This window comes from Sphingomonas sp. G-3-2-10, assembly GCF_012927115.1.
Lineage (GTDB): Bacteria > Pseudomonadota > Alphaproteobacteria > Sphingomonadales > Sphingomonadaceae > Sphingomonas.
This window is the reverse complement of record NZ_JABBFY010000001.1, coordinates 1,872,663-1,889,671: the sequence shown is the minus strand read 5'-3', so window position 1 is coordinate 1,889,671 and position 17,009 is coordinate 1,872,663. Positions and strand designations below refer to the sequence as shown.

The window sequence follows — 17,009 nt, the reverse complement described above, 5'->3', positions numbered from 1 at the left end:
ACCAACTGTGCAGGGCCCTAGTTGTGCACGCAGATTAACCAAATATACCATTGGCAACGACGCCGACATTAGTATTACTTATCTAGAAGTATATTCACATCTCATCAAAAGTAATCCAAACTAACAATTATTCATAATACTACTTTTTACATCGTCTATTATTGTATCCTTAGAAAAATCGCAAATCCCTAGCCATACATCAAATTTTGTTCCATCTTGGAGGTAAAATGACAATTTACTTCCCATTGCCTCTTCAGATAAAGTTGTTCTTTGTATATCAATATCAGATATTCTGCATTTTTTTCTATACAAAACCATTAGAATACCATTTCTTTTCCAAATGTATTTGCCGGATAGAAAAATGCAACTCATAATTACATAAGTATTAAACAATATATACAACACTACGATGAGTAATGAAAATATCGGAAACGGCCTAACAAATGAAGCTTTAAAAATATTATCCGATGAAATAACTTCGGAAAAACTTAAATCAGACAAAAGCATCCATAGGATAAATATCAAAACGAACGGACCGACCGTTGCGTATAACATTTTTGACCAATTGATGTTTATTATACTATGATGCTTCGTCTTCATAACTATCATTCATCCGGGATGGTGAGATCGGGAACTGTGCACATGCCACAGGGCTCCTGTGGGGGGGCAAACATCATTTGCGCCAAATCCCCTGCGCCCCGTGTGATGCCAAGGCCGTCGGATAATGACGCGAGTGCGACAGCTCCACCCATTCCACCGAACGGGCCTGCAATCGCATTTCCACCAGCAAATCCCACTGTGCCAACAAGTACGCTGACTCCGGTCTGCCCAGCAGTATTCGCGAATGCCTCACCATTCGTCTTTCCTTGCTCTTTTTGATCGTAAAAAACAAATCCAGCTTGGGCAACCTGAGAAACGGCTGAAGATCTATTGAAAAATTGAGGAAAACTTCCAGAACCCTGATCAAAGGCATAATACATTGCCTTGTTTCCTTCGCCAATGATGCCAGCCACTGTACCCGAAACTTGAGCCGAAGAACTTCCTTTGCCCTTTTGCTTCCCACTCCGCGAAGGTTGAGAATTTGATGCACCGGGCCGATTTCGTCCTCGGCGGGACGAGGCACCGCCGCTGACAATTTCCGAGAATCTCCTATGCCCTTGAATCACCCTCGGATTGCAGCCGTCCGTCAGAATGAAGATACACTCTGCTAGCCCAGTTGGGTCCGTCTTAGTAACTGGGTCGTTGCCAACATAGGAATATAGATTGGTATTGTCGCTGTATCCGATTCGATCTACTTGTAAAAATCGCCCCAAGGTCGACGAATAGATGCGAGCCTTGTAATAGTACATTCCCAACTCAGGTAGCCAGACTTGGCCAGTGTACTGGAAGCGGCCCGCGTTGCTGGCACCCGGGATGCCATATTCGTCGTAGCTATTGATAGTGATCGCCGTACCCGAGCTATCCGCTGCAGCGACGATCGAGCCGCGCCGGTCGGAATAAAGGAAACGCTGCGTTACCGAGGAAATCGCTGATCCCTCATACCACAGCACCGGATCGTCGTCGCCCAGCCCGTGGACGTAACGTCGCAGCAACGTGCCCGAACTGTTGTATTCGGCGACCAACTCATCGCCGTCATAGAGAAACTGCGTTGTCCCCGCCGATCCGCCGCTGGTCTCGAACAGACGCCCCATCGGATCATAGACTAAGGACGCCTGCAGCGTCCCGCTATAGCCCGCCACCGGACATGCGCTGGAGACGCTCGCCCGCGCCTCGACCAGCCGGTTCTCCCGGTCGTAGCGGAAGACCGTTGCCCCTTCCGAGGTGAGGTTGCCATTGGCGTCGTAGCAGAAGGACGCGGCTCCGGCGGCGGTGTACTGGTTCAAGCCGTTGGCGGTATAGGTGCGCCCGACATTGACATGCCCGCCATAGGCGTAGTTGTCGTTGTCGCGGGTTTGCCGCAGCATCTGTCCCGCCGGATTATAAGCCGGGAAGCCGTAGATCACGTCGTTCGCGGTTCCGGCCATATTGTGCTGGATGCCCGCGAGACGAAGGTCCGCGCTGTAGGTGAGTGTAGTCAGTGAGTTCGGGACGCTCGCGCGATTGATATATTGCGGCATTCCTGCATTGTTGAACGCAAAGCCCACCCGCCTCGTCGATGCGCCCTCCCGGATCCATTTCAGGCGATCGACACCATCATATTCGAAGGTGAAATACTCGCTGTCCGGGAAGCTCAGCTTGAGCCGGTTACCGTTGGCGTCGCGACACACAGTGATGGCGTCGGCACAGCCGATCGTCCGGCTTACCCCGCCCATCGCCGTCGTGCTGGTCGTGATCCGCCCGAACCCGTCATAGGCATTGAACACGCCGTCGCTGCCCGACGCGCTGTCGAACCGCGCCGCGATCTGAAGATTGCGCAGGTCATAGGCGTAATAGACGTCGCGAGTCATCGATGACGGCAGGTCCGCGCCATCGGGCACGGTCTTCACCGTCATCCGGTTCAGCGCGTCATAGCTGTAGGTCAGTGTCTGGCCGTCGCGCTTCCTGAGGCTCGTTCGGTTGCCATTGGCGTCGTAGCCATATTCCTCATAGTCGGTGGTCGAGACTGTCCCCGCTGTCGTCGGCGAGGGGAAGCGCCACTTTACCTGCCGATCGAACCCGTCATATTCGAACGACGCCGTGTTCCCGTTGGCGTCGATCATGCTCGTCTGCTTGCCGTTCAGGCTATAGGTATAGGTTGCATAGTCCGCCTGCAGCGTCTCGGGGAAGCCGTTTGCGGTGGTGATCCCGTAGGCCTGCTGGACCTTCAGCAACTGGTTTGCCGCGTCGTAGCTGTTGCGGGTGATGCGATCGGGGCCATAGGCCCCCGACGTCCCCAGCGTGCATGCGCTCGACGGCAGTGACCCGTAAGCTGCCGTGTTCATCCGGACGGCAGTACATTCAAGTCGTCCGCTTGCGTCGTAACTATATTGAGTCAGGGAGATGGGAGTAGGAGTGGGAGTGTTGCCAGTCGATCGCTTCTCGGTCAGCTTTCGGTCTGACGAGTCATAGGTCAGGTCTATGGTCTCGAGGATCGTGAACCCCGTCCATCCTGAGGGCGCGATTGCCTCGGATTGCCATGCGGCAAGCTCACCCTTCTCGACTTTGATCAGGCGCCCCGCCTGGTCATAGGTGTTTCGAACCGCCGCGTGCTTCAGCGGGCTCGCCGCATCTGGATCCGGCCTGATCGTGCCCGTCACCCGATCCATCGCATCATAACGCGTGGCGAAGGTGTGGTCCGATGCGGAACTTTGCGCACGGGCAGCGCCGCCGGCCAGCATGGCGACCGCGATTGCACCCACGCTCACCATCCCGCGCAACAGCGCACGCTTCTTGACGTCCCCCATCACGGGCACACCGTCAAGCCCGCCGCCGGCTTGGTCTCGCTGATCTTGCGCCCCCGGTCATCGTAGCGATAGCAGGTTCGGAGCGTCTGGCCGTCCGCCGTCACCGTCATGCCCTTCAGCAGCAAATTGCTCGGCGCCGTCGCGTTGCCGGCCTGATATTCGTAAGCGGTCACGACCTCGTCCGCCGATCCGCCCGCGCAGGCGTTGCTGACTGTCGCGGTCGTCCTGCAGGTCCTCGTTGCCGATATGAGCCAGATCGGTTCGGCAGCCTGGACATAGCCACCCGAGCCATTGCTGATCCACGCGTAGAACTGCGCATATTCATTGCGCGTCACCGCCTGAATGCCATTGGCGTCGACCGGTTTGGTCTCGGTCAGCAAGTCGCCGGTTTCAGCCTTGTAGGTGTAGGTGGTGACCTGTCCCTTAGCGTCGGTCTGGGTCAGCGGCTTGCCGCAAATTCTCGGATTTGTGCAACTATAGGTGGCGGAGGTAACGATATCGGGCAAACCACTGCCCGGCTTGGCCTTGCGCCGCACCTGCGTGATGTTGCGCGCGCCATCATATGTAAACTCGGTCTTCACGCCTTCCGGATCGGTGAAGCTGACTAGCGGCACCACCATACAACGATTGACATAATAATATGGCAGGCCCGCAGCGGCTATCGGATCGCAATATTCAAATGTGGTTGTGCGGCCAACCCCATCGGTGATCGAGACAGGCCCTGGCGTCTGCTGATAAACGTAAGTGAAATCTTCGGGCATGGGAAATTGACACGGGCGCGTTTGGCATATGTAGTCTTCGGAACCTGTTCCAGGTGTTACCGGAAAGTCGTACGGCACAGCGACTTCAGTGCCGAGAACATTGTCTACGTAGCTGCCGCCTGCGATTGCAGTACCGATGGGATTTGCGGTATAGATATATCCATAGGAGCGGCCGTCAGCGAAATATTGCCCCCTGACGACCTCGATCGGCGTATCTTCCTCATTGAGAATCGCGGTGGTAGCGGTCACGTTGGTCAGCCAAGGTGTGGGCTGGCCGGCTTTAGTGAATTGCATGTGCTCGCCATCGCCCCCCGCAAAGTAGCTGAAGCTGTCAGTCGCTCCGTCGGGCTTGGTGACACCGGTGAGGCGCGTGCCGCTGTAGGCGTAGGTCGCAGTGGCCAGTGCATTGGACGGACAGAAACTGGGCAGCGCCATGAGCGTGAGATTGACCACACATGCCTTGGTGATGCGACTGCCTAGGCCGCCGGTGCCCGTGGCCCCCTCGAAGATCAGCGCGTAGCCTCGCGAACTGACCACGCTGGACAGCCGTACATAATTTCCGCCCGTCTCTCCCGTCGCATCATAGCTGAGCGTATATTTGGTGCCGTCGGGCTCAGTGATCGAGGATGCGAAAGCGCAGGTCCAGATCACCTCGGCCGAGCAGTCCTTGCCGCCAATCGGCCGGAAAACGATTACCGTCCCATCGCTTGCTGTGTAGGTATAGATGGTTGACGCCGCTGTACGCGCACCGCCGGTGTAGGTCAGATATTCGATTTTCCCGTCCGACCTGAAGCCATAACCGGTGTGATAGGACGCGGAATCGAACGTCTTCGTAAGTCCTCGCGAATGAATCGTGGCGCGGTAGTCCATCCCTCCAAGGCCATCGGTCTCCCACGGATAGACCGTCAGCATGATATCCCAGTTGCTGGAAAAATTGCCGAACGAGTTGTTATGGCTCCGGATGGCCTCGGGCATCGTCCGCTTCAGCGAGAGGGTGCCGCCCGACAGATCAGTGTCTTCATACACATAGCGGCCGGTGCGCAGATCGACCCCGCCGGGGGAAATGATGAAATGCTCGGCCGGATTGTTCACCATACGCGCGCCCTGCGCCGACGCAGGCTGAAAGCAGCACATGCTCAACCAGAGCAAGACGACGAATTTTCGGATGTTCATGCTTCCCCCGAAGGAAGAGTGGGATTCAGATGTTCAGATTTTCCGCACTTCTGATTGGCCGCGCTTGATGCGCCTCAGGGCGCGCCGGTGACGTTGACGGTCACGCGGTTGTCGGCCTTGTCGTAGCTGTAATTGGCCTGGACGTTGTTGTTCACAGTGCCGCCATGCTCGACCTTCACCAGTCTACCGCGCGCATCATAGGTATAGTTGATTGTCTCGTTCATCGGCGGAGCGGACGCAGACGCGAGCGAAAGCCCAGCCACACCCAGTGCGCTCAACGCGACCGGGACAAGCCATTGCACGATACGCCGCATACCACCCCCCACAAGCGGCGAATCTGTTTCGCGGCGCTCCCTAGGTATAGTCACGTAGTTCCCGCGAACCCGCAATGCGAAAATCGGTTCGGTATCGCAATGATTGCTTCAGGGCCTGCGAAGGCTGGCGCCCGCGTAGGGATCGTTCTGAACCTGAACCGGCGGGATGACCACCGGCGGCGACATATCCGCAACTGGCGGCATCGCATTTTCATCACCGGATATCGTATTCCGGATACCCGCAACGATGCTGGTAGCGCCGAACAGGATGAAGCAACCGAGGATCGTCGTGGCTCCGCTGCGGACGTTTACCCGCCCGGTCAGCATCATGACCCCGATCCACGCCACCGCGATCACTGCCGCGGTTGTGGCGATGGTGCCGAGCAACGTCCCTTCGAGCCACTGAACAGCTGCGACGATAGCACTTGATGCGGGCGGGTCGCTCAGCAACATCGGGTTTGCACCTCACAACCGAAATTCCAAACTGCTCCGCTACTCGGTCAATGCGGCCGTTGGATCAAGCTTCCGCTCTGATCAGGACCGGGGACGTCCCAGGCGCCGTATGTCACGACCGAGGTCAGTGCCGGCGTCGGGCTCGCCGAAGCACATGGGACTGCGCAGCCAGGCATCGATCGTGGTTTCGCGCCAGCCGACACAGCGCTCGCTGATCTGGACGTTCCTGGGGAAGGCGCCTGCCTTCATACGGCGGTAGAGGGTCGATCGGCTGAGCCCGGTCCGCGCGAGTACCGTCTTGAGGCGAAGAATCGGGTCGGAAGGTTGCGTCTGCATCTGGCATCACCTTGCATCTGTTGCGGTTCGATGGTGCCCCCTGCGGCAAGGCTGTGCGGTGTGCTTGAAGGTTTCAACGCCAAAAGCTTGGTGGCGAAACATGGCGTGCAGAAACTGGCGATGGCGTAGCCCGGTTTTCGGAAAACTCTGCGCCTCCCGCCTCCAGCGGGACCGCGCTCTACGCCGCGTGCGCGGCGCCGAGCCGCTCTGCGGCGTCTCGGTCCATCCGGATGACGATCGCTGGCGTGTGGCCGGCGCTGCCGGCAGAGTGAACGCGGTCTCGATTGAGCGTGCTCTGACGGACTTCTGCGAAGCCGTCAGGGTCCGCAGCGCCTTTGCTTTCCGCGTGGCGCGCTCGATCCGGCCAGAGGCGCGGCGGCGGCTGGCGCACGGAAGGCGCGCGCACGCCGCCGCGACGGCCGGCCTTATTCGAGAGAGCTGCTTTGCTTAGCGCCGTTGGCGCGTGGCGCTTCGCGCTGAAGATCTGCGGACGGCGCTCGCGCGCCGGCGTTGCCTGCGGCCTCGGCCAAGGGGGTGGGCGTCGCTACCCTCTAGTCCCGCCGCGACGTGCTGCAACCGAGGCTGCGCCTCAGTCCTCCACTGCGTTGCGGCCCTTCGGGTGCAGCCCGTCTCATGTCGGCGGGACTGCCGGTTCGCTCCTTGCCGCCCACCCCCTTTTCCGGGGCCGGTGCGCTTTGAAGGAGAAGAAGGATGTGGAGGTTTCTGGCTACGTTTCAGCGCCGCCGCCGCGACGAAACTCCGTTGCAGCGGATCGAGCGGGTAGTGTCACGGCTTGATCGGACGACCCGCGAGATATTCCTCGCGCACCGTCTGGACGATATGAGCTACACCGAAATCGCGGAACGGACGGGACTGTCGGTGAAGCAAGTCGAAAGCCGGATGGCGAAAGCAATGCGCCGTTTGGCGGAAGCCGAGCTGCGTGATTGAGCCGACATTTTCGCGAATGACCTTGCCACTTTTGGCGCACTGACCCAGGGTTATCGCGCCATGCGGACCTCGCTCGATCATCTCCCGGAAGGCAAGCGCCGCGAGCTGGCGCACATCGTCCAGGCGCTGCGCGACGGCTTTGCTTGGGCGACCGAGCGCCGGTCGCAGCCGCATCTCCGGCGCGGCAAGCTGCTCAAGGTCATCCTGTTCGGCAGCTACGCGCGCGGCGATTGGGTCGAAGATCCGGTCGGCCGTTACTACTCCGATTATGACCTGCTCGTCGTCGTCGATCACGAGGATTTGACCGACGTTTCGGAGTTCTGGGAGAAGACCGAAACGCGGTTTCTCGAGGAGCTTTCGGCGGGCGAAGTGCTGCGCACGCCGGTCGGTTTGATCTACCACAGCCTAGCCGATGTGAACGAGAAGCTGAGCCTCGGGCGCTACTTCTTCATGGACATTCTTCGCGACGGGATCGTGCTGTTCGAGGAGCCCGGATACCCCTTTGTCGAGCCGACGCCGCTGTCGCCGGAGCAGGCGCTGGCGGAGACCCGAGACTATTTCGAGGAATGGTTTGAGAGCGCAGATGACTTCCTCGAAAGTGCCACAGACGCGCTCGCCAAAGGCAAGTTGAAGCTTGCCGCGTTCCTGCTCCATCAGGCAACGGAGCGTTATTATCACTGCCTGTTCCTCGTCCGGACATTGTACAGCCCCAAGACCCACAATCTGAACCGGCTGCGCGACATCACCGAAGCGCTTGAGCCATCGCTCAAGCAGGTCTGGCCACGCGATACCCGGTTCCAGAAGCGCTGCTTTTCGCTGCTCCGCGATGCCTACGTGAAGGCTCGCTATTCACGGTCGTACGTCATCACCGGCGAGCAGCTTGAATGGATTTCGGAGCGCGTTGCAATGCTCCAGACGCTAGTTCGTGAAGCCTGCGAGCAGCGGATCGACACGCTCGCAAAGGCGGCTTGACCCCTTCGAAAGCAGCGTTTCGCGGCGCTCGATTGCATCCTCCAACCCTAAAAATCGCCGCTTCGCGGAGATCATTCTGGCGTGGCTAAGCGACTGACCCGGGTTCGCGCCTACCAGCCCCGGCGCATACGATCATCGAACGCTATGCTGGGAAGTGAGCGGATTACGCGTGCCTTTGGCTCGGCATTAGGAAGCAGCTAGGATTGTCCCGGCAGGTCTCAGAGCAGGATGCTGGTGGAGGGCGAGATAAAAGCGCCGCCGTCGATCGGGGCGCATGTGGTTGTGAGAATGAACGAATTTGCGCCGTCGCTCAGTAGAGCTTGCCGTCGTCTCAGCGATATTTTGCAGGAATTTCAACGGCCGAGACGCTGGCACGCACGCCGACCTTACGCCAAGCTACCCGCCCGTGTGCGGCCACTTAGCGCCCTTAGTCAGCCATTTGAAAATCGAATGTCGCACACCAAAGCGGACATTCTTTCATGGGCAGCAAGAGCCAACGCAAGTGACTGTTTGGTGGCGCGGCGGCACTCCATTATTGCGCGATGAAGGGGAAGAGCTCGCCGCCCCGCACCGAGGCTTTGCGTCACGGACGCCATCGTCTACCGCTTCCGATCACACTTGTTCGCAAGCGGCCCTTGCGCATTCTCGTCACCCTACAGCGAACGCCTCGGGTTTGGTTACGATCAGGGTGCGATCTTCCAAGATCTGGTGACTTCACGCGCGCCGGCGCCTAGCCTGAATGGCTGGAAGGAGCGGACCGTTCGATGGGCATCGTCAAGGCGTACATGATGGAATTGGAAGAGCGCGGGTACGGCGAATCCGACGACCATGTCTGTGCCGCTTGCGTGACCGATCCCTATCTGGCCGAGTGGATTGCCGGCCATGCCGAGAGCAAGGCCTGCAGCTTTTGCGATGCGGGATCCGACCAGCCGATCGCGGCGCCGTTCGAGGCTTTCACCGAGATCGTTCTCGGCGGCCTTGGCTTCGATTGGAACGAGCCGACCAACGAAGGGATCATGTACATTTCGCGCGAAGGCGGCTGGCAGGCACCGCTCTCGACGACAGCCGACGTCCTTTACGATGCCAGCTTCTCCGAAAATGACGACCTGATCGCCGCGCTCGACGAGATGATCGAATGTGACGCTTGGGTCGAACGCGAGTTCTATCGCGGCACGGACAGTCAGCGCCTGACCTGGGGATGGGACAGCTTCAAGGCGTACACCAAGAATCACACGCGCTATTTCTTCCTGCAGGCCGAGGACGAAGGCTATGACGAGCTGACTCCGGGCCAAGTGCTCGCCACCGTCTCTGACATGATAGGCACCAAGCTCAATGGCGAGGGCCTGATCAAGCCGATCGGGACCGGCACCGACCTGATCCGCATCCGCGTCGACGATCAGCCGCAGACCACCGCGACCGAGATAGGTACGCCCAAGCCCGAACATGCCCGGCAATCCAACCGGATGAGCCCGGCCGGAATTCCGATGTTCTATGGCGCGTTCGATACGGCGACCGCGCATGCCGAGACCTTTGATCCCGCCGCCCATGCGGGCAAGATCCTATCGATCGGAACGTTCCGCGCGCTGCGTGACCTGACAGTGCTCGATCTCGCCGAGCTGCCACCGGTGCCGAGCGTGTTCGACGTCGAACGCCAAGGCCTGATCCACACGCTGCGGTTCCTCCACGCCTTTGCCGAGGACATCTCGCAGCCAGTCGACCGCGATGGCCGCGAGCATATCGGCTATGTCCCAACCCAGATCGTCACCGAATATTTCCGGCGGATGTTCCGGCTTGCCGGTGGCCAGCGGCTCGACGGCATCATCTATCGCAGCGCCAAGCACGTCGGCGAGAAGGCGTTCGTGCTGTTCTGCGAGAACGAGCAGTGCATCGATACGGCCGACGAGCCCGGCGCGGAGACACTGCTCCGCCTGGTCGCCGTCGCGCACCAATAGGCGGCGGCAGGATGGGGGCACGCCGGAAGCCGAGTATGGCCGAATTCCTGACGGCGCATCCCTCGTGCTGCTTTTGCGGCGGACGGCGCGCCGCGGTCGAGCGCGACCATGCCCCCGCGCGGATAGTGTTTCGCGGCAAGCACGGCCCGGACGATTTCGAGTTCCCGGCCTGCGCCGAATGCAACCGCGCCGCGGCGCTCAGCGAGCAGGTCACCGCTTTCTACATCCGCAGCATCGATCAGGGCTATCAGCAGCTCGACGCCGAGGAATATCAAAAGCTGATCGACGGCATCGCCAACAACGAACCCGACGCTCTGCCCTACGTGGACCGCTCGCGACCTCCTGAGCCTTATACCCGCTTTATAGCGCCCGATGCCCACGAGCGGGCCGTGACGATCCCCGAGATCGCAAAGCAGCATATCGAGCTGTTCGGCACCAAGCTCCTCTACGCGATGTATTACCGGGTGACGGGCACGCCGGCCTCGTCGACGCTGCGGCGGCTGGTCTGGTGGGCGCAGGCCGGAACGCCCGCCGCTGATCAAGTGCGCCACAATGCGAGCCAGTGGTTCGACGATCTTACCATCGCGCGGCGTCCCAATGTCGATCTGGGGGACCAGTTCCGCTACCAGACGGGTTATCATCCAGCACATGGCGTGTTCGGCCTGCACATGTCGTTCGGCGAGGCGCTTGTTTATTTCTGCGTGCTCGGGCCGGCACGCGACATGCTGCGACTTAAGCCAAAACCGCCGCTCTACCAGACCATCAAAAGCCTCGGCGACCGCATCAGCGTGCGCAAGCCCTAGAACCAGGTTAAAGCGTCGATCGCCGGCTTCACAGAAAGCCGCGCATTCGCCGGACATTGTCTTCGATTTGGTGAATGGTCAGCGTGTAGCTGTCACGCACCGCGCCCAATTCCTCAATCGTGAAATCCGGGCGCGCTTTGCGTAGCGCAAGCGCCTTCTCGACCAAAGCCTCGGGCACGCGCGCGCCCAGGATCACGCCAGCGATGAGTTCGGGGTCTACCGTATGAAACAGCGCACCCTTCCCCGGCGGCCCCGTCAGCACGACGCGGTGCTCGGCTTCATAGGCCCAGTCCAACGACTTGGTCAGCAGCACCGGCCGCACGATGTCTTCGGGTGGCTCTGAGAACCAGCGTAGGTCCGGCACCGCTTCCCCATAGACGACATCGCCGCACATCTCGAAATCGGGCAGCGCCGCGAGCGCGGTCACGATCTCGGGTTTGTAGCGGATCGCAAAGCCATGATGCGCGCTGGCATAATGCGACCAAATCAGGTGAATGTCCCAGCGCCGCGCGAGGCACAGCACATAAAGGCGCTCCAGCATCGTCACGCGCGGTACGAGCCCGCTGTTCCAGTCGGCCTGCTTGCCGGTCAGCGCTTCCCAGCCATGTTCGCGCTGCTCGGCGGTCACCTCTGGCCGATAGGTGCGGTGCCAAGCCTCATAGGCCTCGCGTTCGGGTACGACCGACCTGAACGCGAACTCGAACGGGTCGTTGAAGCTGGCCGCGGACGTGAATTTGACCGAGCCTTTGACGACGGCATTATCAAAAACCTCGATCAGGTCCTCATCGCTGCCGCCCATAAACTTGTAGAACATGCCCATTCCCCCGCCGATCGTAGCTCCGGTCACCGATAGCTGAAGTGTCGATTTCTCCGTGACCCGCAAATGGTTACGTGTTGGAATAGTAGAGAAGGGTCCCCGCAAATTTGAGATAACGACGTAGCCCAGAGTTTCCACCCGGGATGACGCCGAGTTACTTTCTCGGCTAGTCTTTTGCGAAGTCCGCAGGGCGTCTACGCTGCTGCACCCCGCCGATAAATCGGGGCTGGTAAAAATTCTTTTCCTTATTGCCGTTCCCAATCCGATCAGGTGCGCAGTCGATGACCGATGAACGAGGAAACAGCATCGTGCAGTCGCTTGCGAAGGTCAGCAAGAAGCAAAAACTCTACAAGCGCCCGCCTGCGGTCGAGGAGGAAATAGCGGCAACGCTTGCCCTGCCCCTGCATGACGCTTTTCGTCTCGCGGCGGCGGGCTGTACGCGGCCACAGACCCTCGTATATCTCATCCGCAACTTCAGGCCGAACCGGCCCACCCCGCAATATGATGCGATGGTTGTCGCATTCTTCTCCCGGCTGGAACGGGCCGGTGACCGGATTCTGCGCGATCTACCGGAGAACTTTCGCGAGCGTGCGCATACGATCGTCCAGTCCAAGGCGCTGGAGCTCTTGGCTGATAACGACCTCGACATGTTCGAATGCGGTTTCTCCCGCGGAGCGGAATGCCTCTATTTGACCGCGCGATCGAAGATGCGGCTGCGTATGCGGACAGAGATTTCCCGCGAGGAAATGACGGTGCCAGATAGCGACGTTAGCGCCGAAGAGATCGCTGATGCCCTCGCTGCCCGCGCAGGCCGCGCCGGAACACCGCTCGCCGAAATCAAGGCCGAGCTGAACAAGATTTCGGCCCTGCTCACTGAAGAAGAACGGATCGCGGTGGGGCACCACCTCCTGATGGGACGGACCTTCAAAGAGACGGCGGCCGCGATGGGCTGTTCGGATACGAAGGTCAAATATCTCATCAAAAACGTGCGCGACAAGGCGCGCGAGACAAGGGCCTGAACCATGACCAACCAACCTCAGGGCACGGAAACGCTCGATGACGTCCTGTCGACGCTCCACTATATCTTGGAGGAAGGCGCCACCCGAGACGATGTCTTACGGTTTGCGGCAATGCATGTGGCGTTCCGCGAAGAGATCTTCGCGTTCGTGGCCGAGTGGTTCGCCACGGAAGGCAGCGATCTTGGCGACGAAGATCCGGCAGGCGAACGCACGGCCCGCAACCACCACTCGATTCTCGAGCGGTTTTGGACATCCGCATCGCAAGGCGGAACAGACCCGTTCGATGTTGTGGATGCCGACAACATCGACCGCATCGCTGCCAATTGCAGGGTTGATACCGGCATTATCAGCAAATTGTGCAAATGCCTGATTGATGCCACCACCATACCCGGGCAGCTGATGGTGTGGCTCGCGGACGAACTCAGAACATCCCCGTCGGCGGTCTATGCATTTCTAGACGGCGTGCCGGCAACGGGTGGCGCGGACTATTTCGCGCCAAGCGGTCGGTCGGCACCGGGTAAAGTGACCTTCGAGGCAGCGGTCAAGTCCTCGACGCTCGACCTTGCACAAAAGCGCTTCTGGCTCCCGGATCTGGCGGCCTGACATGGACGGATTCGCCGCGGTCCGAAACGCCGCCAACCGATTGCGGAGTGAGATCGGAGCAACAGATCTTACCATCGCGGCGGACGCGGTGCGAGATGCCGCGGGCAAGCGAAAACTGACCCTGCGCCCGCTCGCGACGGACGATCCTGAGCTGGAAGGCGCGCATGGTCTGCTCGCGCGCAAGTTCAGGCAGGTGCTTTTCAGAAGTGACCTAGCGCCCGATCAGTCCGCCGAGGTCGTGGCGCATGAGATCGGGCATTTCGAACTGCACGACGGACCCGAGGCTGGCTTTTATCCGCGAGCGGAAACCAATGGCGGCGATCCTAACCAGCGGATCGAGACCTATGGTATCAAGGAGCGGCGCGAGGCGCAGGCCAACACCTTCGCGCGCGAGTTCATTCTGCCGCGCGCGACGGCGAAACGCCTTTTTCTAGCAGGGAACAACGCCAGTGCGATCGCCAAGATGCTCGGCGTCCCATATGAGACAACCCTGCAGCAGCTGGCCGACGGAATGCTGCTGCCAGAAATGCCGGATGTGCCGGAGCGACCACGGTCCGCGGAAACCCCGTGCAATGACGCGCAGCAGCGCGCCGTCGATCATCGCGGTGTTCCCTATTTGCTGAGCGCAGGGCCCGGAACGGGCAAGACCAAAACGCTCGTCTCCCGGATCGCCGACCTTCTCGCCAAAGGCGTCCCGGCTCAGAATATTCTCGCTCTGACCTTCTCGAACAAGGCGGCGCTCGAACTGGCCGAGCGCGTCGAGGCGGTTGCCGGGGGCCATATCATCAACATCTGGACCGGCACGTTCCACGCCTTCGGCCTCGACACACTACGCAAGCATCACGGGCTGTTCGGCTTGCCGGCAGATCCCAAGGTTGTCGATACCAGTGAAAGCGTGGCGATGCTGGAGGAAGCGCTGCCCGCGCTCGGCCTTACCCACTATCTCAATCTCTACGAGCCGGCGCTCGCACTGCGCGATATTCTGCGCGCCATTTCGCGTGCCAAGGACGAACTTTGCACACCCGAGCAATATGCGGTGCTTGCGCAGGCCATGAGCCACAACGCGGTTACGGACGAGGAGCGGCTGGCGGCGGCGAAGGCCGCCGAGGTTGCGACGGTATACGCCCATTACCAGCGCCGGCTCGAGGAAGAAAACGCCGTCGATTATGGCGACATCATCATGCGCCCGATCGTGATGATGCGTGAGGACAAGGATTTCGGTGCATTGATGCGTGGGCGTTTCACGCATGTCCATGTGGATGAGTATCAGGATATCAATCTCGCGAGCGCGATGTTGGTGCGCGAACTCGTCGGTGAAGACGGCGAGAATCTCTGGGTCGTCGGCGATGCGCGCCAGTCGATCTACCGGTTTCGCGGAGCATCGGCATCAAACATCGCGCGGTTCGAGCACGATTACTCACGCGGGAAGCGCGACGGCCTGACCGAGAATTACCGATCGACAGCGGAGATCGTCAGCACATATTCGAGGTTCGCTGCAACGATGAGCGTTTCGCGCTATGCCGGCGCTGCGGCACTCACTGCAGCGCGCGGGACCGATCAGATCACGCCGAGCTTGCTGACAGCGTCCGATGAGGCAGCGGAGATGGACGCACTCGCCGGCACCATCCGCGAGCTGCAACGATCCGGCACTGATCTTCGCAACCAGACCGTTCTGTCGCGCAGCAACGGCAATCTCGCGCGTTATGCCGAGGAGCTTGAAGCCCGCGATATACCGGTTCTGTACCTTGGCCCCTTGTTCGAGCGGCGGGAGGTCCGCGATCTGCTGTGCGTTCTCGCGCTCATCGCGGACGACAGCGGCACAAGCCTTATTCGCGTGGCCGAATTTCCCGAATATGCCATCCCGCAAGCGGATGCGCTCGCGCTCATCTCGCATGCCCGAAGGACCGAGCAGCACCTGTTCGATCTTCTCACGCGGCTTGAAGGGGTCAACGACTTGTCATCGGCGGGGCGTGCTGGCCTGCTGAAGCTCGCGCAACATCTGCACGGCGCGACACAGGGGACCACGCCCTGGCTCCTGATCAGCCAATTTCTGTTCGAGACCAGCGATTATGTCCGCACGGTCCTGTCAGGCCAGGCAGCGTCGGATGATATGCGGCGAGTTGCCGTCCGCCAGCTGATCGACTGCCTGCGCAATATGCCCGTCAGGGGCAATCGGACGCCGATCCGACGTGCGCTCGACCGCATCCGCCACATGATCCTGCTCGCCGACGAACGCGACCTGCGGCAGCTTCCGCCCGAGCTGGATGCGCTCGAAGGCGTACGCCTGATGACGGTCCATGCCAGCAAGGGCTTGGAATTCGACGCGGTGCACCTGCCCGGGCTTTATGCGGGCGCGATCCCATCGGCGAACCGGCCGCCAGTCTGCCCGCCCCCAGCTGGCATGATCGTGCAAATCCAAGACGAGGATGCGCACGAAGCCGAGGAAGAGTGCATATTGTTCGTCGCGCTGTCGCGAGCCAAGAGCCAACTGCGGCTGTATCGTCCAGCGCGTCGCGGAACGCGTAACGCGAATCCATCGCGTTTCCTCGATAGAGTGACGACAACCGTCGCCATTTGCGAGAACCCGGTGCAACGCACGACGCCGGTGGCAGAGCTGAACCCAATCCTGCTGCCGCCGCCGCCAGCCGAACTTTCGGCCAGCGACATCGACAATTTCACATCCTGCCCGCGCCGCTTCTATTATGAGCGGGTCCTCAATCTGCGGCGAAAAGCACGCGCGGGCGCCTATCTCGATGCTCATGGCTGTGTACAGGCGGTGATGCGCTACGCACGCGAACTCGATGAAGCTCAGACATATGATCCGGCGGAAGCCGAACGGATTTTCGAAGAGGCATGGGCCGCGAGCGGGCTCGCCGACCATGCTTTTGGCGAGGCCTATCGCCGCTTGGTAATGACGATGCTGGCGCGCCTCCACGTCGCCGCGGCCGGCACCGCAACACGCCCAGGCGCCCTCGCAACCACGATCGGCGGTAGCACGATCGGCGCACTGGCCGATCGCATCTTCGAAATCGACGGCACGCTGGTCATTCGTAATTTGCGCTCGGGCAAACCCTCGAGTGGCGACCCCGATCGCCTGTCGGCGACGATCCTGCTCAAAGCCGCTAGCGAGACATTCGGCGCGAACGCGCGCGTCGAAAACCATTACCTCCTAGGCGAGCCCGTGCTGCCGATCGGTCAGACGACCGCCAAATACAATAAGCGGATCGCCGACTGCGAAACAGCGATCGGGGATATCGCGACCGGTCGTTATCCGGCGGTCACGAGCGACTTCCGGTGCCCGCGCTGCCCATATCTGTTCGTTTGCCCGTCGCCGGAAGGCCTGTCACTGAGCTAATGCCCGTTCCGATCGGCGCAGCTTCATAGAATAGGACTGCGGCCAGATTGCAGTAGCCGCAAGGACGCCGGTGACCTGCCAGATCCGTTTGCCAGCCCGTCAAAATTTCTGCGCCTGATT

Annotated in this window: 13 protein-coding genes; 7 read left to right on the top strand and 6 right to left on the bottom strand. The window is 60.2% G+C overall.

The window, feature by feature from the left end:
• Positions 1 to 605 precede the first annotated feature (605 nt).
• The 5 genes from HHL13_RS09305 to HHL13_RS09285 all read right to left on the bottom strand — a co-directional run bounded on the left by HHL13_RS09305 (position 606) and on the right by HHL13_RS09285 (position 6,420).
• On the bottom strand, positions 606 to 3,383 hold the full coding sequence (locus HHL13_RS09305; protein WP_169555397.1) for an RHS repeat-associated core domain-containing protein: 2,778 nt from the start codon (positions 3,381 to 3,383) through the stop codon (positions 606 to 608).
• A complete protein-coding gene (locus tag HHL13_RS09300) occupies positions 3,383 to 5,317 on the bottom strand; it encodes a hypothetical protein (protein ID WP_169555396.1) in 1,935 nt (644 codons plus the stop codon). The genes HHL13_RS09305 and HHL13_RS09300 overlap by 1 nt, the downstream gene beginning before the upstream one ends.
• A 74-nt stretch (positions 5,318 to 5,391) precedes the next feature.
• The gene (locus HHL13_RS09295; protein WP_169555395.1) at positions 5,392 to 5,541 is read right to left on the bottom strand and encodes a hypothetical protein; all 150 of its coding nucleotides are present in this window, start codon (positions 5,539 to 5,541) and stop codon (positions 5,392 to 5,394) included.
• A gap of 198 nt (positions 5,542 to 5,739) precedes the next feature.
• A complete protein-coding gene (locus HHL13_RS09290) occupies positions 5,740 to 6,084 on the bottom strand; it encodes a TrbC/VirB2 family protein (RefSeq protein WP_169555394.1) in 345 nt (114 codons plus the stop codon).
• Between the two features lie 81 nt (positions 6,085 to 6,165).
• A complete protein-coding gene (locus tag HHL13_RS09285) occupies positions 6,166 to 6,420 on the bottom strand; it encodes an AlpA family phage regulatory protein (protein ID WP_169555393.1) in 255 nt (84 codons plus the stop codon).
• A gap of 711 nt (positions 6,421 to 7,131) precedes the next feature.
• On the opposite strand from HHL13_RS09285, the gene HHL13_RS09280 reads away from it, so the two are divergent.
• From HHL13_RS09280 to HHL13_RS09265, 4 genes are all read left to right on the top strand, one after another.
• The gene (locus HHL13_RS09280) at positions 7,132 to 7,368 is read left to right on the top strand and encodes a sigma factor-like helix-turn-helix DNA-binding protein (RefSeq protein ID WP_169555392.1); all 237 of its coding nucleotides are present in this window, start codon (positions 7,132 to 7,134) and stop codon (positions 7,366 to 7,368) included.
• 60 nt (positions 7,369 to 7,428) lie between these two features.
• On the top strand, positions 7,429 to 8,340 hold the full coding sequence (locus HHL13_RS09275) for a HEPN domain-containing protein (RefSeq protein WP_169555391.1): 912 nt from the start codon (positions 7,429 to 7,431) through the stop codon (positions 8,338 to 8,340).
• A 764-nt stretch (positions 8,341 to 9,104) separates the two neighbouring features.
• Positions 9,105 to 10,292 (top strand): HEPN-associated N-terminal domain-containing protein, encoded by a 1,188-nt coding sequence (locus HHL13_RS09270; protein ID WP_169555390.1) that lies wholly within the window; start codon positions 9,105 to 9,107, stop codon positions 10,290 to 10,292.
• 35 nt (positions 10,293 to 10,327) lie between these two features.
• A complete protein-coding gene (locus HHL13_RS09265) occupies positions 10,328 to 11,095 on the top strand; it encodes a hypothetical protein (protein WP_169555389.1) in 768 nt (255 codons plus the stop codon).
• A 28-nt stretch (positions 11,096 to 11,123) separates the two neighbouring features.
• Here the strand turns inward: HHL13_RS09265 and HHL13_RS09260 are convergent, their stop codons facing one another.
• Positions 11,124 to 11,915 carry a DUF2971 domain-containing protein gene (locus HHL13_RS09260; protein WP_169555388.1) on the bottom strand — a complete coding sequence of 264 codons (792 nt, stop codon included), beginning with the start codon at positions 11,913 to 11,915 and terminating at the stop codon, positions 11,124 to 11,126.
• 278 nt (positions 11,916 to 12,193) lie between these two features.
• On the opposite strand from HHL13_RS09260, the gene HHL13_RS09255 reads away from it, so the two are divergent.
• Genes HHL13_RS09255 through HHL13_RS09245 form a run of 3 tightly spaced genes read left to right on the top strand, consistent with a single transcriptional unit; the run spans position 12,194 to position 16,889 of the window.
• Entirely contained in the window at positions 12,194 to 12,931 is a 738-nt protein-coding gene (locus HHL13_RS09255) for a sigma-70 family RNA polymerase sigma factor (protein ID WP_169555387.1), read from the top strand.
• Between the two features lie 3 nt (positions 12,932 to 12,934).
• Entirely contained in the window at positions 12,935 to 13,534 is a 600-nt protein-coding gene (locus HHL13_RS09250; RefSeq protein WP_169555386.1) for a hypothetical protein, read from the top strand.
• 1 nt (position 13,535) lies between these two features.
• Complete coding sequence (locus HHL13_RS09245; RefSeq protein ID WP_169555385.1) at positions 13,536 to 16,889, top strand: UvrD-helicase domain-containing protein; 3,354 nt, start codon at positions 13,536 to 13,538, stop codon at positions 16,887 to 16,889.
• Positions 16,890 to 17,009 lie beyond the last annotated feature (120 nt).

Excerpts from the sequence above, each read along its gene's own strand:
- HHL13_RS09280 (WP_169555392.1), top strand. The coding sequence starts at position 7,132 with ATGTGGAGGTTTCTGGCTACGTTTCAGCGCCGCCGCCGCGACGAAACT.
- HHL13_RS09305 (WP_169555397.1), bottom strand. The coding sequence starts at position 3,383 with ATGGGGGACGTCAAGAAGCGTGCGCTGTTGCGCGGGATGGTGAGCGTG.
- HHL13_RS09260 (WP_169555388.1), bottom strand. The coding sequence starts at position 11,915 with ATGGGCATGTTCTACAAGTTTATGGGCGGCAGCGATGAGGACCTGATC.
- HHL13_RS09265 (WP_169555389.1), top strand. The coding sequence starts at position 10,328 with ATGGCCGAATTCCTGACGGCGCATCCCTCGTGCTGCTTTTGCGGCGGA.
- HHL13_RS09250 (WP_169555386.1), top strand. The coding sequence starts at position 12,935 with ATGACCAACCAACCTCAGGGCACGGAAACGCTCGATGACGTCCTGTCG.
- HHL13_RS09275 (WP_169555391.1), top strand. The coding sequence starts at position 7,429 with ATGCGGACCTCGCTCGATCATCTCCCGGAAGGCAAGCGCCGCGAGCTG.
- HHL13_RS09290 (WP_169555394.1), bottom strand. The coding sequence starts at position 6,084 with ATGTTGCTGAGCGACCCGCCCGCATCAAGTGCTATCGTCGCAGCTGTT.
- HHL13_RS09255 (WP_169555387.1), top strand. The coding sequence starts at position 12,194 with ATGACCGATGAACGAGGAAACAGCATCGTGCAGTCGCTTGCGAAGGTC.
- HHL13_RS09295 (WP_169555395.1), bottom strand. The coding sequence starts at position 5,541 with ATGAACGAGACAATCAACTATACCTATGATGCGCGCGGTAGACTGGTG.
- HHL13_RS09285 (WP_169555393.1), bottom strand. The coding sequence starts at position 6,420 with ATGCAGACGCAACCTTCCGACCCGATTCTTCGCCTCAAGACGGTACTC.
- HHL13_RS09245 (WP_169555385.1), top strand. The coding sequence starts at position 13,536 with ATGGACGGATTCGCCGCGGTCCGAAACGCCGCCAACCGATTGCGGAGT.
- HHL13_RS09270 (WP_169555390.1), top strand. The coding sequence starts at position 9,105 with ATGGGCATCGTCAAGGCGTACATGATGGAATTGGAAGAGCGCGGGTAC.
- HHL13_RS09300 (WP_169555396.1), bottom strand. The coding sequence starts at position 5,317 with ATGAACATCCGAAAATTCGTCGTCTTGCTCTGGTTGAGCATGTGCTGC.